Consider the following 14,773-nt stretch of genomic DNA (forward strand, 5'->3'; position numbering starts at 1 on the left):
CCATCACAACAGGCCAACGGAACAAGCGATCAAACGGACACGCCACCGGCGAGTGAACCTGACCAGGCACTACTAGGCCCTGTCGTCAAATTCCCGCCGTCGCCCGAAGGGCGGCCCCGCGGCGTCAGGTGCGTGCTCTCGGCGTGCCGGGCCCCGACCCGTGTACTGGACGTACTCGGGTCAGGGCCCGGTGCGTCGAGAGCGCGTGCATGGCGTCGCGGGGTAGGTGGGAATGTGACGACAGGGCCTAGTCGCCGGGGAACGGCGGCTCAGACCTGGTGGGAGACGGGTTCGGCGTCCGGGTCGGGGCCCTGGTCGGTGGGCTGGTCCCGGCGGCCGTTCCTCGTCGCCCACAGGCTCGTCGCGGTCGTCACGCCGAGGACCAGGACGATGAACCCGAGGGAGAAGGGGATCGAGATCTCGGGGACGTGGACACCCGACTCGTGCAGCGCGTGCAGGACGAGCTTGATCCCGATGAAGCCGAGGATGATCGACAGGCCGTAGGAGAGGTGGACGAGCTTCTTGAGCAGGCCGCCGATGAGGAAGTACAGCTGGCGCAGGCCCATCAGCGCGAAGGCGTTGGCGGTGAAGACGATGTACGGGTCCTGGGTGAGGCCGTAGATCGCGGGGATCGAGTCGAGGGCGAAGAGGACGTCGGTGGAGCCGATCGCCAGCATGACGACCAGCATCGGCGTCATCACCCGCTTGCCGTTCTCCTCCACCCACAGTTTGGTGCCGTGATAGCGGTCGGCCACGCCGAATCGTTTCTCGACGGCCTTGAGCAGCTTGTTCTCCTCGTACTCCTCGTCGTGACTGTCCTTGCGGGCGTCCTGGACGAGCTTCCAGGCGGTCCAGACGAGGAAGGCGCCGAAGAGGTAGAAGACCCACGAGAAGCTGGAGATGATCGCCGCGCCGGCCGCGATGAAGACGGCGCGGAGCACCAGCGCCATGAGGACACCGATCATCAGGACGCGCTGCTGGTACTGCGAGGGCACCGCGAACTTCGCCATGATCAGCACGAAGACGAAGAGGTTGTCGACGCTCAGGGACTTCTCGGTGATGAACCCCGCGAAGAACTCGCCCGCGGGCTTTCCGCCGCCGAAGGCCAGCAGACCGAGCCCGAACGCGACGGCCAGGGCGACCCAGACGGCCGACCAGATTCCGGCTTCCTTGATCGACACGTCATGGGGTTTGCGGCCGATGAAGAAGTCGACGGCGACCAGCACGCACAGGGCCGCGACGGTGAGCAGCCAGGTGCTGAGGGAGACGTTCACTGTTCCTCCGGTGACGGGTGGTGCACAGGAAAGCCTCATCGGCCCCCTTGAACGCCGCTACCCAAGGTAAGTGAACGATCAGCGAGGATCTCGTGTGTGCCCTGGTGGGAGGTCCTCTGGCCGGGACCACCCACCGGGGTGAGGGCACTACTCGCCGGCGTACGCCTTCTCCAGGGCCGCGATGTCGAGCTTGCCCATCGACAGCATCGCCGCGTTCGCGCGGGCCGCCCGCTGGGGATCGGGGTCGCCGATCATTTCCATGAGCCGGCGGGGGATGACCTGCCAGGACACCCCGAAGCGGTCCTTGAGCCAGCCGCACGGGCCCGGCTCGCCGCCGCCCTCGGTCAGCCTGGCCCAGTAGTGGTCGACCTCGTCCTGGTCCTCGCAGAGGATCTGGAAGGAGATGGCCTCGGTGAACGTGAACTGCGGGCCGCCGTTGAGAGCGACGAACCGCTGGCCGTTGGCCTCGAACTCCACGGTGAGGACGGAGCCCGCCGGGCGCGGAGCTCCCTCGGGGGTGTGGATGACCCGGCCCAGGCGGGAGTTCTTGAAGACCGAGACGTAGTGGGCGGCCGCTTCCTCGGCCTGGCCGTCGAACCACAGGCAGGTGGTGAAACCGTCGCTGGACATGTGCGCCTCCTCGGGCGGGGGGTGTCGTCATCCCTTCGACCGATCCTGCTGCGGAAACTCATCGGCGGCACGGGCACGAGTCGGGGCGGCACGCCGCGAAACCGGCGGCACTCTGCTCTCGGCGAATCTGCCGCGGGCAGAGAAAGCCCAGGTGAGAGGCGATTCATGGGGAGAGTGGAAGGCAGGCGGCCATGGTGGCCGCGTCACTCACCTGGAGGATGCATGGCTCCCCTGATGACCGGCCGGGCCCCGTCGCTCGCCCCGCGCGCGGAGGAGGGCGACACCCCGCCCTCCCGCTTCGACGACCATCTCGCCGCGCAACTGCTCGGGCAGCGGATCGTGTTCCTCGGCACCCAGGTCGACGAGGTCTCCGCCAACCGGGTCTGCGCGCAGTTGCTGCTGCTGTCGGCGGAGGACCCGCGCACCGACATCAGTCTGTACGTCAACAGCCCGGGCGGGTCGGTGACGGCGGGGCTGGCCATCTACGACACGATGCGGCTGATCCCGAACGACGTGTCGACGCTGGTCATGGGCTTCGCGGCGAGCATGGGCCAGTTCCTGCTGACCGTGGGCACGCACGGCAAGCGGTTCGCGCTGCCCAACGCGCGGATCATGATGCACCAGCCGTCGGCGGGCATCGGCGGCACCGCCGCGGACATCGCGATCCAGGCGGAGAACCTGGAGTTCACCAAGCGGGCCATCGAGCGGATCACCGCCGAGCACACGGGCCAGACCCCGGAGACGATCGCCAGGGACGGCGACCGCGACCGCTGGTTCACGGCCGAGCAGGCGAGGGACTACGGCATGGTCGACCGGGTCGTGGAGTCGCTCGACGACGTCCGCCCGGCCTCCCGGCGACGGATGGGACTGCAGTGATGGGGACGTACACGATTCCGAACGTGGTGGAGCGGACCCCGCAGGGCGAGCGGTCGTACGACGTGTACAGCAGGCTGCTGTCCGAGCGGATCATCTTCCTCGGCACGGAGATCGACGACGGGGTGGCGAACGTCGTCATCGCGCAGTTGCTGCATCTGGAGTCGTCGGCTCCGGAGCGCGAGATCGCGATCTACATCAACTCGCCGGGCGGCTCGTTCACTTCGCTGATGGCGATCTACGACACGATGTCGTACGTGCGGGCGCCGATCTCGACGGTCTGCGTGGGGCAGGCGGCGTCCACGGCGGCGGTGCTGCTCGCGGGCGGGGACGCCGGGCGGCGGTACGTGCTGGAGCACGCGCGGGTGCTGCTGGGGCAGCCGGCCAGCGGAGGCAGCCGCGGGACGGTGTCGGACCTCGCCCTCCAGGCCAAGGAGATGGCCCGGATCCGGGCGCAGGTCGAGGAGGTGCTGGCCCGGCACACCCGCCATGACGTGGCGGACCTGCGCGCCGACATGGACCGGGACAAGGTGTTCACCGCGGCGGAGGCCGTGGCGTACGGGCTCGCGGACGAGGTGTTGCGCCGCCGGGTGGTGTGAGGGCCCGACGGCCGCCCGATCAGGCCACCAGGCAGAGGCCGTTGTGCGGGGAGCCGGTGGACGATGTCGTACGGCGTGCCGAGGATGTCGCTCCGCGGCCCGCTGCCGACGGGGGTGTGCGGCGCGCGAGGGACGGGGCCGTACGGCGCGTCAGTTCGTCCCCGGCCAGGGTCAGCAGGTCGCCGAGGCCGAGGCCCAGGGCCTGGGCGGCGGCCGCGAGGACCTCGGAGGACGCCTCCTTGCGGCCGCGCTCCACCTCGGAGAGGTACGGCATGGAGATCCGCGCCGCGTCGGCCACGTCCTTCAGGGTGCGTTCCTGGGCGAGCCGCTCCCGCCGGAGCACATCGCCGACGAGGTCGCGCCACAGGGGTTCCCTCGTGGCTGGGGCGCCGGGGGCGGGGCTCGGTGCGGGTGCGGGTACCGGGGCGGTCCCCTGCTGTCGGGGCGGGCGGGCCGTGGGGGCCGTCGCCGGGCGCAGCGGGATGACGCGGGCTTCGTTCGACGCGTGTGGGCTCACCCGTTCAGCCTAGGAGTCCTGAACGGAACGGGAAGGGCGCGGAGTTCCGCCCTCAGGGAAACGCGCGCCCGTCCTCGTCGTACAACCCTCGCGCCCCACTGGGTGTCAAACAGGGCGCCGGACAAGGAACGGGCCCTTTCCGGACACCCCCGCGCTGCCCGGCCGTTTCTTCCTTCAGGAGCCGTACATGCGCAAGAGCCGTTCGGCCGCACTCGCGGCGGCGACCTTCCTTCTCGTCACGGGCGCCGCGATCGCCGCCGCTCCCTCGGCGTACGCCGGGGTGCCGGGCAGTACCCGGGCCAGTGACCGCAACAGCGACTTCAACGGTGACGGGTACGAGGACGTGCTGGTCGGCGCGCCGCGTGCCACCGTCAGCGGCAGGAGCGGGGCCGGTCTGGTGACCGTGCAGTACGGCTCGGCCAAGGGCATCGGCACGAGCGGTGCGGCCGTGTTCAGCCAGTCGACATCCGGCGTCGCGGGCGCCGCCGAGGCGGGCGACGGCTTCGGCCGGGCGGTCGCGTCCGGTGACCTCGACGGCGACGGGTACGACGACGCGATCGTCGGCATCCCCGGCGAGGACCTCGGCACCCTCAAGGACGCGGGCGGTGTGGCCGTCCTGTGGGGGTCGAAGGCGGGGCTGAGCGGCGCCGCGAGCAGCTGGCTGGAGACCGAGGAGCCCACCGCGGGCGAGCGGTTCGGCCTCGGGCTGGCCGCCGCGCGCTTCACTGCCGAGACCGACGGCGACATCCTCGCCGTCCTGGACGGCTACGACCTGGAGCTGTTCGCCTACGACGACTCCCAGGCGAGCTCGCTGCGCCGGCAGGCCACCCAGCGGCTCGGCGCGCAGGCCGAGCCCCGCCGGATCGAGCCCACGTCGCTGACCACCGGCGACTACGACAAGAACGGCTTCGCCGACCTCGTCGTGTCGGGCCTGAGCGTCGGTGACGAGCCGGGGTACGGCTGGTCCACCTATCTGTCGGGGAACGCCGACGGCCTCACGTACGAGCGGGACCTGCGCGGTGGGCCGGTCGCGGCCTCCGGCGACCTCAACAAGGACGGCTACGACGACCTGGTCACCGGCGAACCGCAGTCGCCGGACGACGCGTACGGCGAGACCATGGTCGGCGGTCTGGTCGGGGTGCGGCTCGGCGGTCCCGGCGGTCCGGCGGAGGAGCCGGACTGGTGGGTGCAGGACTCCCCCGGGGTTCCCGGTGTGGCGGAGCCCGGCGACGGCTGGGGCTCGGACCTGTCGGTGGCGGACACCGACGGCGACGGCTACGCGGATGTGGCGATCGGCGCCGCGGGCGAGGACATCGGCACCGTCCAGGACGCGGGCGCCGTGTGGGTGCTGCGGGGCTCGGCGTCCGGGCTGACCTCGTCCGGGGCGAAGTCGTGGGACCAGAACTCGGCGGACGTGCCGGGGGCCGCCGAGAAGGGCGACAAGTGGGGCGCCCAGGTCCGGCTGACCGACCCCAACCGCGACGGCCGCTTCGGGCTGCTGGCCGCCGCGCCCGGTGAGAACGCCGGCGACGGTCACATGTGGGTGTTCTCCGCGGGCTCCGGCGGCGTCACGGCCTCCGGGTCGTGGACGTACAACGCCGCCTCCCTCGGGGCGCCGCACACGGGTGCGCTGTTCGGGGCCGCGATCGACGAGTGAGCGCCCGGGGCGCGGGCGTCCGGCGGGCCTCCCGCACGGTCGCGGGAGGCCCTGGCCGTCAGGTGCCGTTCGACTGGGGCGCGCTGGGGAGGGAGGCCGACTCGCTCGTCGTACCGCCGTCCGGTGGGGTGTCGTCCGTCTCGGGGCTCTGCGGCTGGGGCTCCGGGGGTGCGGACGTCGAACTCTCCGGTTTCGACGGGGCCGACGAGGACGGGCTCGCCGAGGACGACGACGGGCAGGGGCTGGCGGTGCCGTCCCGTTCGGTGCCGGTCGACGTGGACGGGCACGGCTCCGGGGACTTGGTGGGCGGTGTCTCGGAGAACGAGGTGGACGCCGACGGGGACGGCTGGTCGACCGGCGGGTTGGACTTCTTGTCCTTGCCGCCGGTGTCACCCGACTGGCGGCTGAACCAGTCGTCGCGGTCGGGGTCGTACAGGATGAACACGTTGATGGTGACGGTCGAGGGCTCGACGACCACGACGTTCTGCGGGCGGTACGACGGCCAGGTGTCGCCCTTGGGCTCGGGGGTCGTCTTCAGCGCGACCGGCGGTCGCAGCGGGTTGCCACAGGCGCAGCGCACGCGGGGTACGCCCCGGTCGTCGACGAGGACGGCGGTGCCGGACTGGAGGACGGCCTGGTAGGCGGTGGCGGCGCCGTCGCGGTAGCCGTGGTTGGTGACCCGGGTGTCCATGCGCAGTTGGACCGGGGTGAGCGAGCGCAGATAGCCGGGCACGTCGGATGCCTGGACGCCGGCGACGGCCGCGAACGCCTCGTTCTTGGCGGGTACTTCCCGGAGGTACCCGATCTGCTTCTCGACGTCGCAGCTGGCGGTGTTGCGGGTGCCGCCGTAGAGGCCGGGGGCCGAACCGTCCACGGCGCGGGTGACGTTGGTGGGCTTCGACGGGGTCGGTGAGGCCGAGGGGCTCTGCGGGACGGAGCTGTCGGTGGCCGTCGACTTGGTGAACGGGTCGGGGCCCGACTTCCCGGCGGCCTGGAGGAAGACCTCTCCGTCGCCGTCGCCCCCGGACCCGCCGGTGCGGGTGAGGACGACGGCCAGGACGACCGCGACGACGGCCGCGGTGGCGATGAGGGCGATCCGGGGAGCGGACCGCCACCAAGGGTGCCCCGGCCGGCCGGGCCCCGGAGCGGCACCGCCGGAGCCTCCCGGCCCTCCTGGGCCCCCCGGGCCGCCGCCGGTCCAGCCCGGGCCGCCACCGGCGCCGCCGGGGCCCGAGGCGTCGCCGGGGGGTTCCTGCGGCGTCCGGTCGCCGGGACGCGTGGGACCGGTGGAGGGCGGGCCGGGCCGCGACGGCCCGGACAGAGGGCCGGAAGGGGGTCCGGTCGGGCGGCCGGAGGAGGGTTGTTCGGCGCTCACGGGTCTTCTCCCACCGTCGGGATTCCGCGGCTTCTCTCATTTTTTGTGCCGCTTTGTCGCACAACAGGCCCATTGTGTGCCCTGGTCCCGCTCCGCCCGCAAGCGGAGCCGGCGCCGTCCGTCCGGCGCGCGGAGTGACCTCGCCGTGCTTAGCGTGGCAAGGGTGAGTCCTCAGACCCTGCGTTCCCCGCGGACGGCGCCCGAGCGGGCGACCGCCCGGCACGGCTGGCTGCAGGCCCTCGGCACGGTCCTCGCCGGGCTGGTCGTGATGGTCGTGGTGGCCGCGCTCGGGCTGTGGGCGGCGGGTGCGACGGACCTGCCGGACAACGCCTTCCCGCGGGTGGTGGCGGCCACCGTGGTGACGGCGGTCGGCGGCACGATCGAGCTCTCCGGCGGTGCCGGGGCCATCGCCGAGACGCGGGCCGGACTGACCGTGATCCCGCTCTCGGTGACTCTCGCGGGCGCGCTGGTGATCGCCGCCGGGTTTCTGCGGCCGTTGCGGCACCGGGCGGTCGCGGGGGCGGCCGAACTCGCGGGGTGGGCCGCACGGATCGCCGTGCTGTGGCTCGCGGCGCTCATCGGTGTGTCGCTCGGCGCGCGGCAGACGTTCGCCATCCCCCTCGGTGACGTGGGGGACTTCCTCGGCACGTCGGCCGACGTGGGTTTCGAGACGGACATCGCGTCCACCGTCCTCTTCGGGCTGCTGTGGCTCGCGGGGGTCCTCGTCCTGGCGCTGCTGGTGTCGCGGGCGGCGCCGCTCCCGCCGCGGCTGGTGCGCTTCCAGGCGTCGGTGCGGCCGGCGGCGTACGCGATGGTCGTCCTGCTGCTGGCCTGTGTGGCTCTGGGGGTGGTCATCGGGATCGTGGTCGCCGTGACGCGGGGGCACGCGGCCGAGACCGCCGCGGTCATCCTGCTGGGTCTGCCGAACGTCGTGTGGCCGGCGTTCACGATCGGGTTGGGCGCCACCTGGGACGGCCAGGTCGAGGGTCCGTTCGGGCTGCCGATGCCGAAGGTGCTCGATCAGGTGCTGCGCGGTCCCGACGTGTCCGAGCTGAATCTCGGCTCGCTGGCCGAGTACGACGGCAGGGTGTGGTGGCTGGTGGTGGTCGACGCGGTGCTGCTGCTGGTCGCCGCGTTCGTGATGGCGGCCCGCTCTCCGGCGCGGGTCAGGCTGTGGCAGCACGCGGTGCACATGGCGGTCGCCCTCGTCCTCACCGTCCTGATGATCTGTCTCGTCGCCAGGATCTCCGCCCACTACGGCCTGTCGGTGATCGGTATCGGCGATCTCGGCGGCGATCTGGGCGGGGAGGTGTATCTGCGGCCCCGGTTGTGGTCGGCGCTGGGGTTCGCCGCGCTGTGGGGCCTGGTGACGGGTTTCGCGGGCGGGCTGCTGGCCAAGGGGGTCCGGCGGCGGGGAGCGGTCGACGGGCTCGGCTGAGTCCGACTGGGGGCCCGGCACGGCAGGGAAGGGGCGGGCGCCGTGTGGCGCCCGCCCCTCGTTCGTCAGATGTGTGCGTCGGTCAGACCGTCACCGCCTGGGACGGTCGCGGTGCGGCCAGGCGGCCCGTGCGGTGCAGTCCGTGCACGGCGGCCGCGCAGGCGAGTCCGAGCGCGCACAGGCAGATCCACGGCAGCGCGGGCAGCCCCGCCTCGCGGGCGGCGTCCAGGGCGGCACCGGCGAGGAGGTTGCCGACGGTGATGCCGATCCCGCAGACCGTGTTGTACAGCCCGTAGTGCGTGGCGACGAGCCGGTCACCGGAGAGGCGGACGATGGTGTCCATCTCGAAGGGGTACGCGATCATCGTGCCGAGTGCCAGGAGCAGCGCGGCCAGCGCGGGCGGGACGGCCGCCGACAGCCACCGTCCGATGCCCGGGTCCGGTACGGGCACCGCGGTGGTCAGCAGCAGGGGGACGAAGGCGACGCCCATGAGCACCAGTCCGCGGACCAGTGCCTGGCCCGGCTCGTAGCGGGCCTTGCACCAGGCGGTGACGCGGGTCTGGCCGAGGATCGTGCTGAGCCCGGACACCGCGAAGAGCACCGCCACGGCGGCCGTGCCGAACTCGCCGTCCCCGCCGATCCGCCGTACCTCCAGGGGCAGGGCCAGGTAGACCTGGAAGGTGAGGACGTACGAGCCGACCATGGCCAGGGAGAACAGCAGGAAGGCCCGGTTGGCGAGGATGCCGCGCCACTCGGTGAGCACGCTCTCCTTGGTGGCGCCGGACTGTTCCCCGCAGTCCTCCCGGCCGCGGGCGGGCAGGGCGCGGATCTGCACGACGGACAGCACGGCGAAGATGCCGGCGGCCGTCAGGCAGGTGACGCGGAAGTCGACGCCGGTGAGGACCATGCCCACCAGCGGGCCCAGCAGTATTCCGGCCTGGTAGAAGACGTTGAACAGGGCGAACGCCTCGACCCTGCGCTCCCCCGCCTCCGCAGCGAGGTAGGCGCGGACGGCCGGGTTGAAGAGCGCGCCCGCGAGACCCGTCGCCGCCGAGGCAGCGAGCAGCGCGGGCAGGGAGTCGACGAAGCCGAGCGCGGCGAAGCCCGCGGTGCGCAGGACGCATCCGGCCACGATCAGTGGCTTGTAGCCGAGCCGGTCGGCGAGGGTGCCCCCGACGACGAACATGCCCTGCTGGCTGAAGTTCCGTACGCCCAGCACGAGTCCGACGATCCAGCCGGCGAGGCCGAGCGTGCCGGAGAGGTGGGCGGCCAGGTAGGGCATCAGCATGTAGAAGCCGAGGTTGATGGTGAACTGGTTGACCATCAGCAGGCGGACGGCGCGGTCGTAGGAGCGCACCTGGGCGAGGGTGCCCCTCATCGGGCGGCCTCCTCGCGGGTCGCGGAGGGCAGGGTGAGGGGGTCGACGACGTCGGTGCAGCGGGTCCAGCGGTCGACCTCCTTCTCGTCGGCGCGGCCGATGACGTCGGGCTCCAGCGGCGGCGGCCCGGCGAGGAGGCCGTGCCGGGCGCAGTACTCGTCGTCGTAGACGGTGTCGAGGTAGCGCTGGGGCCCGTCGGGGAAGACGGCCGCGATGCGGGTGTCGGCGGCCTCGGTGCGGGCCAGCCAGCCCGCGACCAGCGCGACGGCGCCGACGCTCCAGCCGCCGGTCGCGTAGTGCGAGGCGGCGAGGCGGCGGCAGGTGTGCACGGCCTCGTGCGGGGCGACCCAGTGGACCTCATCGAAGGTGGCGTAGGCGACATTGCGCGGGTAGATGCTGGAGCCGAGTCCGCGCATCAGCCGGGGGCGGGCGGGCTGGCCGAAGATGGTCGAGCCGACGGTGTCGACCCCGACGATCCGGATGTCCGGGTAGAGCTGGCGCAGCACCCGGCCGATGCCCGCGGAGTGCCCGCCGGTGCCGACGCTGCACACGAGGACGTCGATGTGCCCGAGTTCGGTGGCGAGTTCGAGGGCGAGCGGGGTGTAGGCGGTGGTGTTGTCGGGGTTGTTGTACTGGTCGGGGCACCAGGAGCCGGGGTGGCGCCGGAGCAGTTCGGTGACCCGGTCACGGCGGGCCTGCTGCCAGCCGCCCGTGGAGTGGGGGTCGGTGACGATGTCGACCTCGGCGCCGTAGACGCCGAGCAGGCGGGTCATGGACGGTTCGAGTCCCGGGTCGGTGACCAGGGTGACGGGGTGGCCGTGGACCATTCCGGCGAGCGCCAGCCCGAGCCCGAGGGTGCCGCTGGTGGACTCGATGATCCGTGCGCCGGGACGCAACTCGCCTCGGGCGCGGGCCCGTTCGACCATGTAGAGGCCGGGCCGGTCCTTGATGCCGCCGGGGTTGAAGCCCTCCAGTTTGGCCCAGAAGCCGTGCCCCGCCGGGGTCAGCGGTTGGGACACGCGCAGGAGGGGGGTGTTCCCGACGAGCGCGGGCAGCGCCGAACCGCCTGCGGCGGTGGTGGAGTTGGCGGGGCCGCCGGGGGCGGGGCGGTTCGCGGGGGTCTCGGTGAGGGGGGTGTCGGTGGCCGGGGTGTCGGTGACCGGGGTGTCGGTCTGGGGCGCGGTGGTGGCGCCGGTGGTCGTCTTGGTGATCGACTTCATGGTCTTTCGCTCTCGCTGACGATGAGACGGAACGGGTGGTCGTCTCGCGCCGGACCACGGGCGGGCGGAGGCGGCCGGGCGGCCGGTCCGGCGTTCGTGGGTCCTGGCGCGGCAGCCGGTGGGCGTCGGCTGCGGCGAGTGCTCTAGATGCGCCACCTGGAGGTGCGGACGAGGGCCGTGCGGCCGGTTCGGGCGCGTCGGCGCCGGTGCGGGCGGCGGCGTCCCCGTCCCGGCCGGCACACGGCGGTCGCGGCGGCGCCGGTGAGCAGGGGTGCCGTATCGGTCACGGGCGGCTGGTCGGACGGCTGGGCGGCGGCGCGCAGGACGCCGGCCGGCACGCACTCCTCGGCCGTGTGGTGGTCGTGGGGCCCGTGCGGTGTCTCGTGGCCGGAGGAGGGCGGCACCGCCGTGAGAACGGTGGAGGGCGCTGCGGATGTCCGGTGGGTGTCGTCGACCGGCGCGTGCACGAAGGCGCACACGACGACCGTGATCAGGAGGCAGCCGCGGACGAGGGCGGCGAGCAGCCTCGGCCATGGCGAGGCGGCCCGTGCCGCTCGGACGTACGAGGGCATGCGGGGGCGTGGGGGCACTGGGGGTCCTCCGGGCGCCCGTCGACCCGGCCGTGCGTCACCCCTGTTCGGGGCACGCGGGACCGAGCGGCGGACGGTGGATGGCGGTTCGTGGGAAGCCGGTCGGGCGGGAGGGAGCCCGGGGGCCTAGATCTGCCGGACCACCAGTGATCTCAGGGCGACGCAGGACGGGTCGGACGGCCGCGCCGCACGGATGTGGCGCGCGGTCGGCGCGCGCTCGGCGGCCACGGCTTCGCTGACCGACGCCGCAAAGCGGGGCTGGGCGAGGGCGGGGCCCGGGTTCAGCTGCGCGGAGGCGCAGTGCTCGGCGGGGTGACTCGTACGGTGGTCGTCGTCGCCGCCGTGGATACCGCCGGGCATGGCGGCCGCCACGACGACCAGGTGCGCGCCGGGGGCGACCGCGTGGACGTCGGGGGCGGCGTGCTGGTGCGCGGACGACGGGGTGACCGGTGCGACCGCGCTGGTCACCAGGTGGTTCCCGGCGCTCTCGGGGGTCGCGCCGTGCAGGAGCGCGACGGCGAACAGCACCACGGCGAGGCCGAACAGACGCGCCGTCGGTGCCGCGCAGACGCGGGCTCGACGCATACGTCGGGGAAACCAGGCCGTCATCACGCCGTGATGCTAACGCGTCCCGGAGGCCGATCCTCCGGCTCCGCCCGGCGGGAGCGGCAACCCGCCAAGCGAATGACCGGTTTGCTTCGGCGAGCGCCGCGCCGACGGCGGTGCCGGGCCGAGCGTCGGGGTCGGGGGTACGGCGGCGTGGCGGCGTGGCGGCGACCGGAACGGTGGCGGCCACGGAACGGCGGCCGTGACGGTGGCGGCCACGGAACGGCGGCCGTGACGGTGGCGGCCACGGGACGGCGGCGGTGGCTGGGCCCCGGACGGCGGCGGCGACCCCGACGGCGCGGTGGCCGCGCGCGGTGCCCCGCTCCCTGAAGGGCCGTGCCCCCGCAGGTCAGGCGTAGACCGTGGGCGCCGCGGCCTCCTTCGTAGCCGTGGCCGCGCCCCTCGTCGGGGTCGTCGCGAAGGGCGCGGTGCCGGGCGCACGCGGGTAGTCTCCGGGGCATGCGGATCTCCGTCTCCTCGGACATGGACGAACCCGTGGCCCGCCTCCTCGTCGAGGAGTTGCGCGGTCGCGGTCACGACGTGCTGACGCACGGGGCGCTGCGCCCGGGGGACGACCCCCAGTGGGCGGCGTGTTCGGAGGCGGCGGCCCGCGAGGTCGCCTCCGGCGCGGCGGACCAGGCCGTCGTGTGCTGCTGGACCGGCACCGGCGCGTCGATCGCCGCGAACAAGGTGCCGGGTGTGCGGGCCGCCCTGTGCACGGACGCGTACACGGCGGACGGCGCCCGGCGCTGGAACGACGCCAATGTGCTGGCGATCGGTCTGCGGCTGACCTCGGAACCGCTGCTGAAGGAGATCCTCGACGCCTGGTTCGCCGCCGAGGCCAGCGCGGACGCCGAGGACCGGGAGAACGTGGCCCGCGTCGAGCGGCTCGACCTCAGGGCTGGATGAAGACGGGTCTCGCCCAGGCGGGCGGCTCCGGCGGCGGTTCGGGAGTGCCGCTCGTCGGTGTCCGCACGGCGCGGGTCGGTGTGTGCCCGGCCGGGGTGCCCTGCCGGGTCCCGGCGACCCTGAGGGCGGCCACGAAGGACAGGCACGAGTCGTAGCGGTCGTCGGGGCTCTTGGCGAGCGCCCTGGCCAGCACCTCGTCGACGGCCCCCGGCAGATCGGGGCGTCGCTCGGTCAGAGGCGGCGGTTGGTCGTACTGGTGGGCCCAGAGCAGCGCCATGTCGTCGTCGCGCTGGAAGGGCGGGCGCCCGGCGAGGGTCTCGTGGACGACGCAGGCGAGGCTGTAGACGTCGCAGCGGCCGTCGACGGGCTTGCCGGAGATCTGCTCCGGGGCCACGTAGTCGAGCGTCCCCACGAACTGGCCGACCGTGGTGAACCCCGTCAGCGACAGCGACTTCTTCGTCAGTCCGAAGTCGGTGAGGTAGACGTGCTCGGGGTGCTCGCTGTCCGTGCCCTGCGCGACCAGGATGTTGCCGGGCTTGACGTCCCGGTGCACCAGGCCGTGGTCGTGCGCGGCGTCCAGCGCGGAGGCCACCTGTCCGGTGATCCGGGTGGCGGTGATCAGCGGCAGCGGCCCCTCCCGGTCCAGGAGGTGGCGCAGGTCGCGGCCGGCGACGTACCGCATGGCGATGTAGAGGACGCCCTCGGTCTCCCCCGCCTCGAAGACCGGCACGATGTGCGGGTGGTCGATCGCGGCGGCCACCCGTGACTCATGGGTGAAGCGGCGGCGGAAGGTGTCGTTGCGGGCCAGCTCGGGGGCGAGGAGTTTCAGCGCGACGGTCCGCTCCAGCCGCAGGTCCCTCGCCCGGTAGACGACGGCCATGCCGCCGCGGCCGATCTCACCCTCGATGCGGTACCCGGCGATCCGCTGCCCGACGAGGTCGGACGGCCGGCCCGCGTACGGCCGTGTCTCACTCATCGGGGGTCACCGGCCGCACGAGCCGGGTGGGTTCGTGGTCCCTCGGCCCCTGCCGACGGGGCCGGGCCTCCTCCGTACGCCCCCGCGCCCCGGGCTGCTCCACCGGCGGGTTGTCCGCCCGCCCGTGTTCTTCCGGCGCGGGCTCCACCGGGCCGCGCTCCCCCACGACACGGGTCGGTTCCGGGCTCCTGGTCGGCTCGGGGGCCGGGGCCGGGGCGGGCGCCGGAGGCACCGGGTCCTCCTGGGGTTCCCCGGCGACGGCGAAGGTGCTCAGCCTGGCGCCGTCGCAGTACACCCACCGCTCGTGCGCGGCGTCGAACAGCCACAGCGAGTCACCGTCGACGACGACACCGATGCGCAGTCCCTTCATACGGTCGCGGAAGGTCCCTCCGTCGAGCCGTCCGGCCGCGAGGGCCTCCGCCTCGGTGCGGTAGCGGACGAGGGCCTCCTCGGCCCGGGCGAGCAGGGGGCGGGGGTCGGCCGTACGGGCGGGCCCGGTGCCGGCGGCCGGCGGCGCCTGGGGCACGGCGACCAGGAGGCGGCCGTCGACCCAGGCGGACCAGCCGTTGGCGCACAGGACCTGCCCCCAGTCACCGAGCCGGTCCAGGAGCTGGACCGGGAGCAGCGCGTCGAGGGGCACGGTGGGGCGTGCGGGGTCGGGGGCCTCCCAGGCGGGCAGTCCGCCCGGCGGGACGACGTGCGTGGGGAGGAAACCGGGGGTCGTCATCGCG

At 73.4% G+C, this 14,773-nt stretch carries 15 protein-coding genes; 5 read left to right on the forward strand and 10 right to left on the reverse strand.

What is annotated here, in order from left to right; all coding sequences use genetic code 11:
- Positions 1 to 269: 269 nt before the first annotated feature.
- Positions 270 to 1,274 (reverse strand): TerC family protein, encoded by a 1,005-nt coding sequence (locus ACZ4Z2_RS26975; protein ID WP_468079370.1) that lies wholly within the window; start codon positions 1,272 to 1,274, stop codon positions 270 to 272.
- Between the two features lie 147 nt (positions 1,275 to 1,421).
- Entirely contained in the window at positions 1,422 to 1,904 is a 483-nt protein-coding gene (locus ACZ4Z2_RS26980) for a VOC family protein (protein ID WP_468079372.1), read from the reverse strand.
- Positions 1,905 to 2,126: 222 nt separating this feature from the next.
- On the opposite strand from ACZ4Z2_RS26980, the gene ACZ4Z2_RS26985 reads away from it, so the two are divergent.
- Together ACZ4Z2_RS26985 and ACZ4Z2_RS26990 are read left to right on the forward strand one after the other, a co-directional pair.
- Entirely contained in the window at positions 2,127 to 2,780 is a 654-nt protein-coding gene (locus ACZ4Z2_RS26985) for an ATP-dependent Clp protease proteolytic subunit (protein ID WP_468079373.1), read from the forward strand.
- Positions 2,780 to 3,376, forward strand: coding sequence for a ClpP family protease (locus ACZ4Z2_RS26990; RefSeq protein WP_468079375.1), 597 nt, complete (start codon positions 2,780 to 2,782; stop codon positions 3,374 to 3,376). The genes ACZ4Z2_RS26985 and ACZ4Z2_RS26990 overlap by 1 nt, the downstream gene beginning before the upstream one ends.
- Positions 3,377 to 3,395: 19 nt before the next feature.
- On the opposite strand, the gene ACZ4Z2_RS26995 is transcribed toward ACZ4Z2_RS26990, so the two are convergent.
- Positions 3,396 to 3,893, reverse strand: a complete 498-nt coding sequence (locus ACZ4Z2_RS26995) for a helix-turn-helix domain-containing protein (RefSeq protein WP_468079376.1) — start codon at positions 3,891 to 3,893, stop codon at positions 3,396 to 3,398.
- A gap of 187 nt (positions 3,894 to 4,080) precedes the next feature.
- Between ACZ4Z2_RS26995 and ACZ4Z2_RS27000 the strand changes: the two genes are divergently transcribed.
- The gene (locus ACZ4Z2_RS27000) at positions 4,081 to 5,550 is read left to right on the forward strand and encodes an esterase (protein ID WP_468079378.1); all 1,470 of its coding nucleotides are present in this window, start codon (positions 4,081 to 4,083) and stop codon (positions 5,548 to 5,550) included.
- Between the two features lie 58 nt (positions 5,551 to 5,608).
- Here ACZ4Z2_RS27000 and ACZ4Z2_RS27005 read toward each other — a convergent pair whose 3' ends face one another.
- Positions 5,609 to 6,925, reverse strand: a complete 1,317-nt coding sequence (locus tag ACZ4Z2_RS27005) for a DUF6777 domain-containing protein (RefSeq protein ID WP_468079379.1) — start codon at positions 6,923 to 6,925, stop codon at positions 5,609 to 5,611.
- 163 nt (positions 6,926 to 7,088) lie between these two features.
- Here ACZ4Z2_RS27005 and ACZ4Z2_RS27010 point away from each other — a divergent pair, with 163 nt between their 5' ends.
- The gene (locus tag ACZ4Z2_RS27010; RefSeq protein ID WP_468079381.1) at positions 7,089 to 8,363 is read left to right on the forward strand and encodes a streptophobe family protein; all 1,275 of its coding nucleotides are present in this window, start codon (positions 7,089 to 7,091) and stop codon (positions 8,361 to 8,363) included.
- Between the two features lie 82 nt (positions 8,364 to 8,445).
- Here ACZ4Z2_RS27010 and ACZ4Z2_RS27015 read toward each other — a convergent pair whose 3' ends face one another.
- From ACZ4Z2_RS27015 to ACZ4Z2_RS27030, 4 genes are all read right to left on the reverse strand, one after another.
- Entirely contained in the window at positions 8,446 to 9,741 is a 1,296-nt protein-coding gene (locus ACZ4Z2_RS27015; RefSeq protein ID WP_468079382.1) for an MFS transporter, read from the reverse strand.
- The gene (locus tag ACZ4Z2_RS27020; protein ID WP_468079383.1) at positions 9,738 to 10,961 is read right to left on the reverse strand and encodes a PLP-dependent cysteine synthase family protein; all 1,224 of its coding nucleotides are present in this window, start codon (positions 10,959 to 10,961) and stop codon (positions 9,738 to 9,740) included. The genes ACZ4Z2_RS27015 and ACZ4Z2_RS27020 overlap by 4 nt, the downstream gene beginning before the upstream one ends.
- 143 nt (positions 10,962 to 11,104) lie before the next feature.
- Positions 11,105 to 11,551 carry a hypothetical protein gene (locus ACZ4Z2_RS27025; protein WP_468079384.1) on the reverse strand — a complete coding sequence of 149 codons (447 nt, stop codon included), beginning with the start codon at positions 11,549 to 11,551 and terminating at the stop codon, positions 11,105 to 11,107.
- Between the two features lie 126 nt (positions 11,552 to 11,677).
- Positions 11,678 to 12,136 carry a hypothetical protein gene (locus tag ACZ4Z2_RS27030; protein ID WP_468079385.1) on the reverse strand — a complete coding sequence of 153 codons (459 nt, stop codon included), beginning with the start codon at positions 12,134 to 12,136 and terminating at the stop codon, positions 11,678 to 11,680.
- Positions 12,137 to 12,616: 480 nt separating this feature from the next.
- Here ACZ4Z2_RS27030 and ACZ4Z2_RS27035 point away from each other — a divergent pair, with 480 nt between their 5' ends.
- Positions 12,617 to 13,066, forward strand: a complete 450-nt coding sequence (locus tag ACZ4Z2_RS27035) for an RpiB/LacA/LacB family sugar-phosphate isomerase (RefSeq protein ID WP_468079387.1) — start codon at positions 12,617 to 12,619, stop codon at positions 13,064 to 13,066.
- Here ACZ4Z2_RS27035 and ACZ4Z2_RS27040 read toward each other — a convergent pair.
- Positions 13,053 to 14,042: a serine/threonine-protein kinase gene (locus tag ACZ4Z2_RS27040; RefSeq protein WP_468079389.1), complete on the reverse strand. Its 990-nt coding sequence runs from the start codon at positions 14,040 to 14,042 to the stop codon at positions 13,053 to 13,055. The two genes, ACZ4Z2_RS27035 and ACZ4Z2_RS27040, sit on opposite strands and share 14 nt — an antisense overlap.
- Positions 14,035 to 14,769 carry a hypothetical protein gene (locus ACZ4Z2_RS27045; protein WP_468079391.1) on the reverse strand — a complete coding sequence of 245 codons (735 nt, stop codon included), beginning with the start codon at positions 14,767 to 14,769 and terminating at the stop codon, positions 14,035 to 14,037. The genes ACZ4Z2_RS27040 and ACZ4Z2_RS27045 overlap by 8 nt, the downstream gene beginning before the upstream one ends.
- Between the last annotated feature and the right edge of the window lie 4 nt (positions 14,770 to 14,773).

It is taken from the genome of Streptomyces sp. NPDC030183, assembly GCF_055573455.1.

What these genes read in the sequence shown, in the direction of transcription:
- ACZ4Z2_RS27045 (WP_468079391.1), bottom strand. Translation starts at nt 14,769, where the DNA reads ATGACGACCCCCGGTTTCCTCCCCACGCACGTCGTCCCGCCGGGCGGA.
- ACZ4Z2_RS27035 (WP_468079387.1), top strand. Translation starts at nt 12,617, where the DNA reads ATGCGGATCTCCGTCTCCTCGGACATGGACGAACCCGTGGCCCGCCTC.
- ACZ4Z2_RS27020 (WP_468079383.1), bottom strand. Translation starts at nt 10,961, where the DNA reads ATGAAGTCGATCACCAAGACGACCACCGGCGCCACCACCGCGCCCCAG.
- ACZ4Z2_RS27030 (WP_468079385.1), bottom strand. Translation starts at nt 12,136, where the DNA reads ATGCGTCGAGCCCGCGTCTGCGCGGCACCGACGGCGCGTCTGTTCGGC.
- ACZ4Z2_RS27015 (WP_468079382.1), bottom strand. Translation starts at nt 9,741, where the DNA reads ATGAGGGGCACCCTCGCCCAGGTGCGCTCCTACGACCGCGCCGTCCGC.
- ACZ4Z2_RS26985 (WP_468079373.1), top strand. Translation starts at nt 2,127, where the DNA reads ATGGCTCCCCTGATGACCGGCCGGGCCCCGTCGCTCGCCCCGCGCGCG.
- ACZ4Z2_RS27040 (WP_468079389.1), bottom strand. Translation starts at nt 14,042, where the DNA reads ATGAGTGAGACACGGCCGTACGCGGGCCGGCCGTCCGACCTCGTCGGG.
- ACZ4Z2_RS26980 (WP_468079372.1), bottom strand. Translation starts at nt 1,904, where the DNA reads ATGTCCAGCGACGGTTTCACCACCTGCCTGTGGTTCGACGGCCAGGCC.
- ACZ4Z2_RS26990 (WP_468079375.1), top strand. Translation starts at nt 2,780, where the DNA reads ATGGGGACGTACACGATTCCGAACGTGGTGGAGCGGACCCCGCAGGGC.
- ACZ4Z2_RS27000 (WP_468079378.1), top strand. Translation starts at nt 4,081, where the DNA reads ATGCGCAAGAGCCGTTCGGCCGCACTCGCGGCGGCGACCTTCCTTCTC.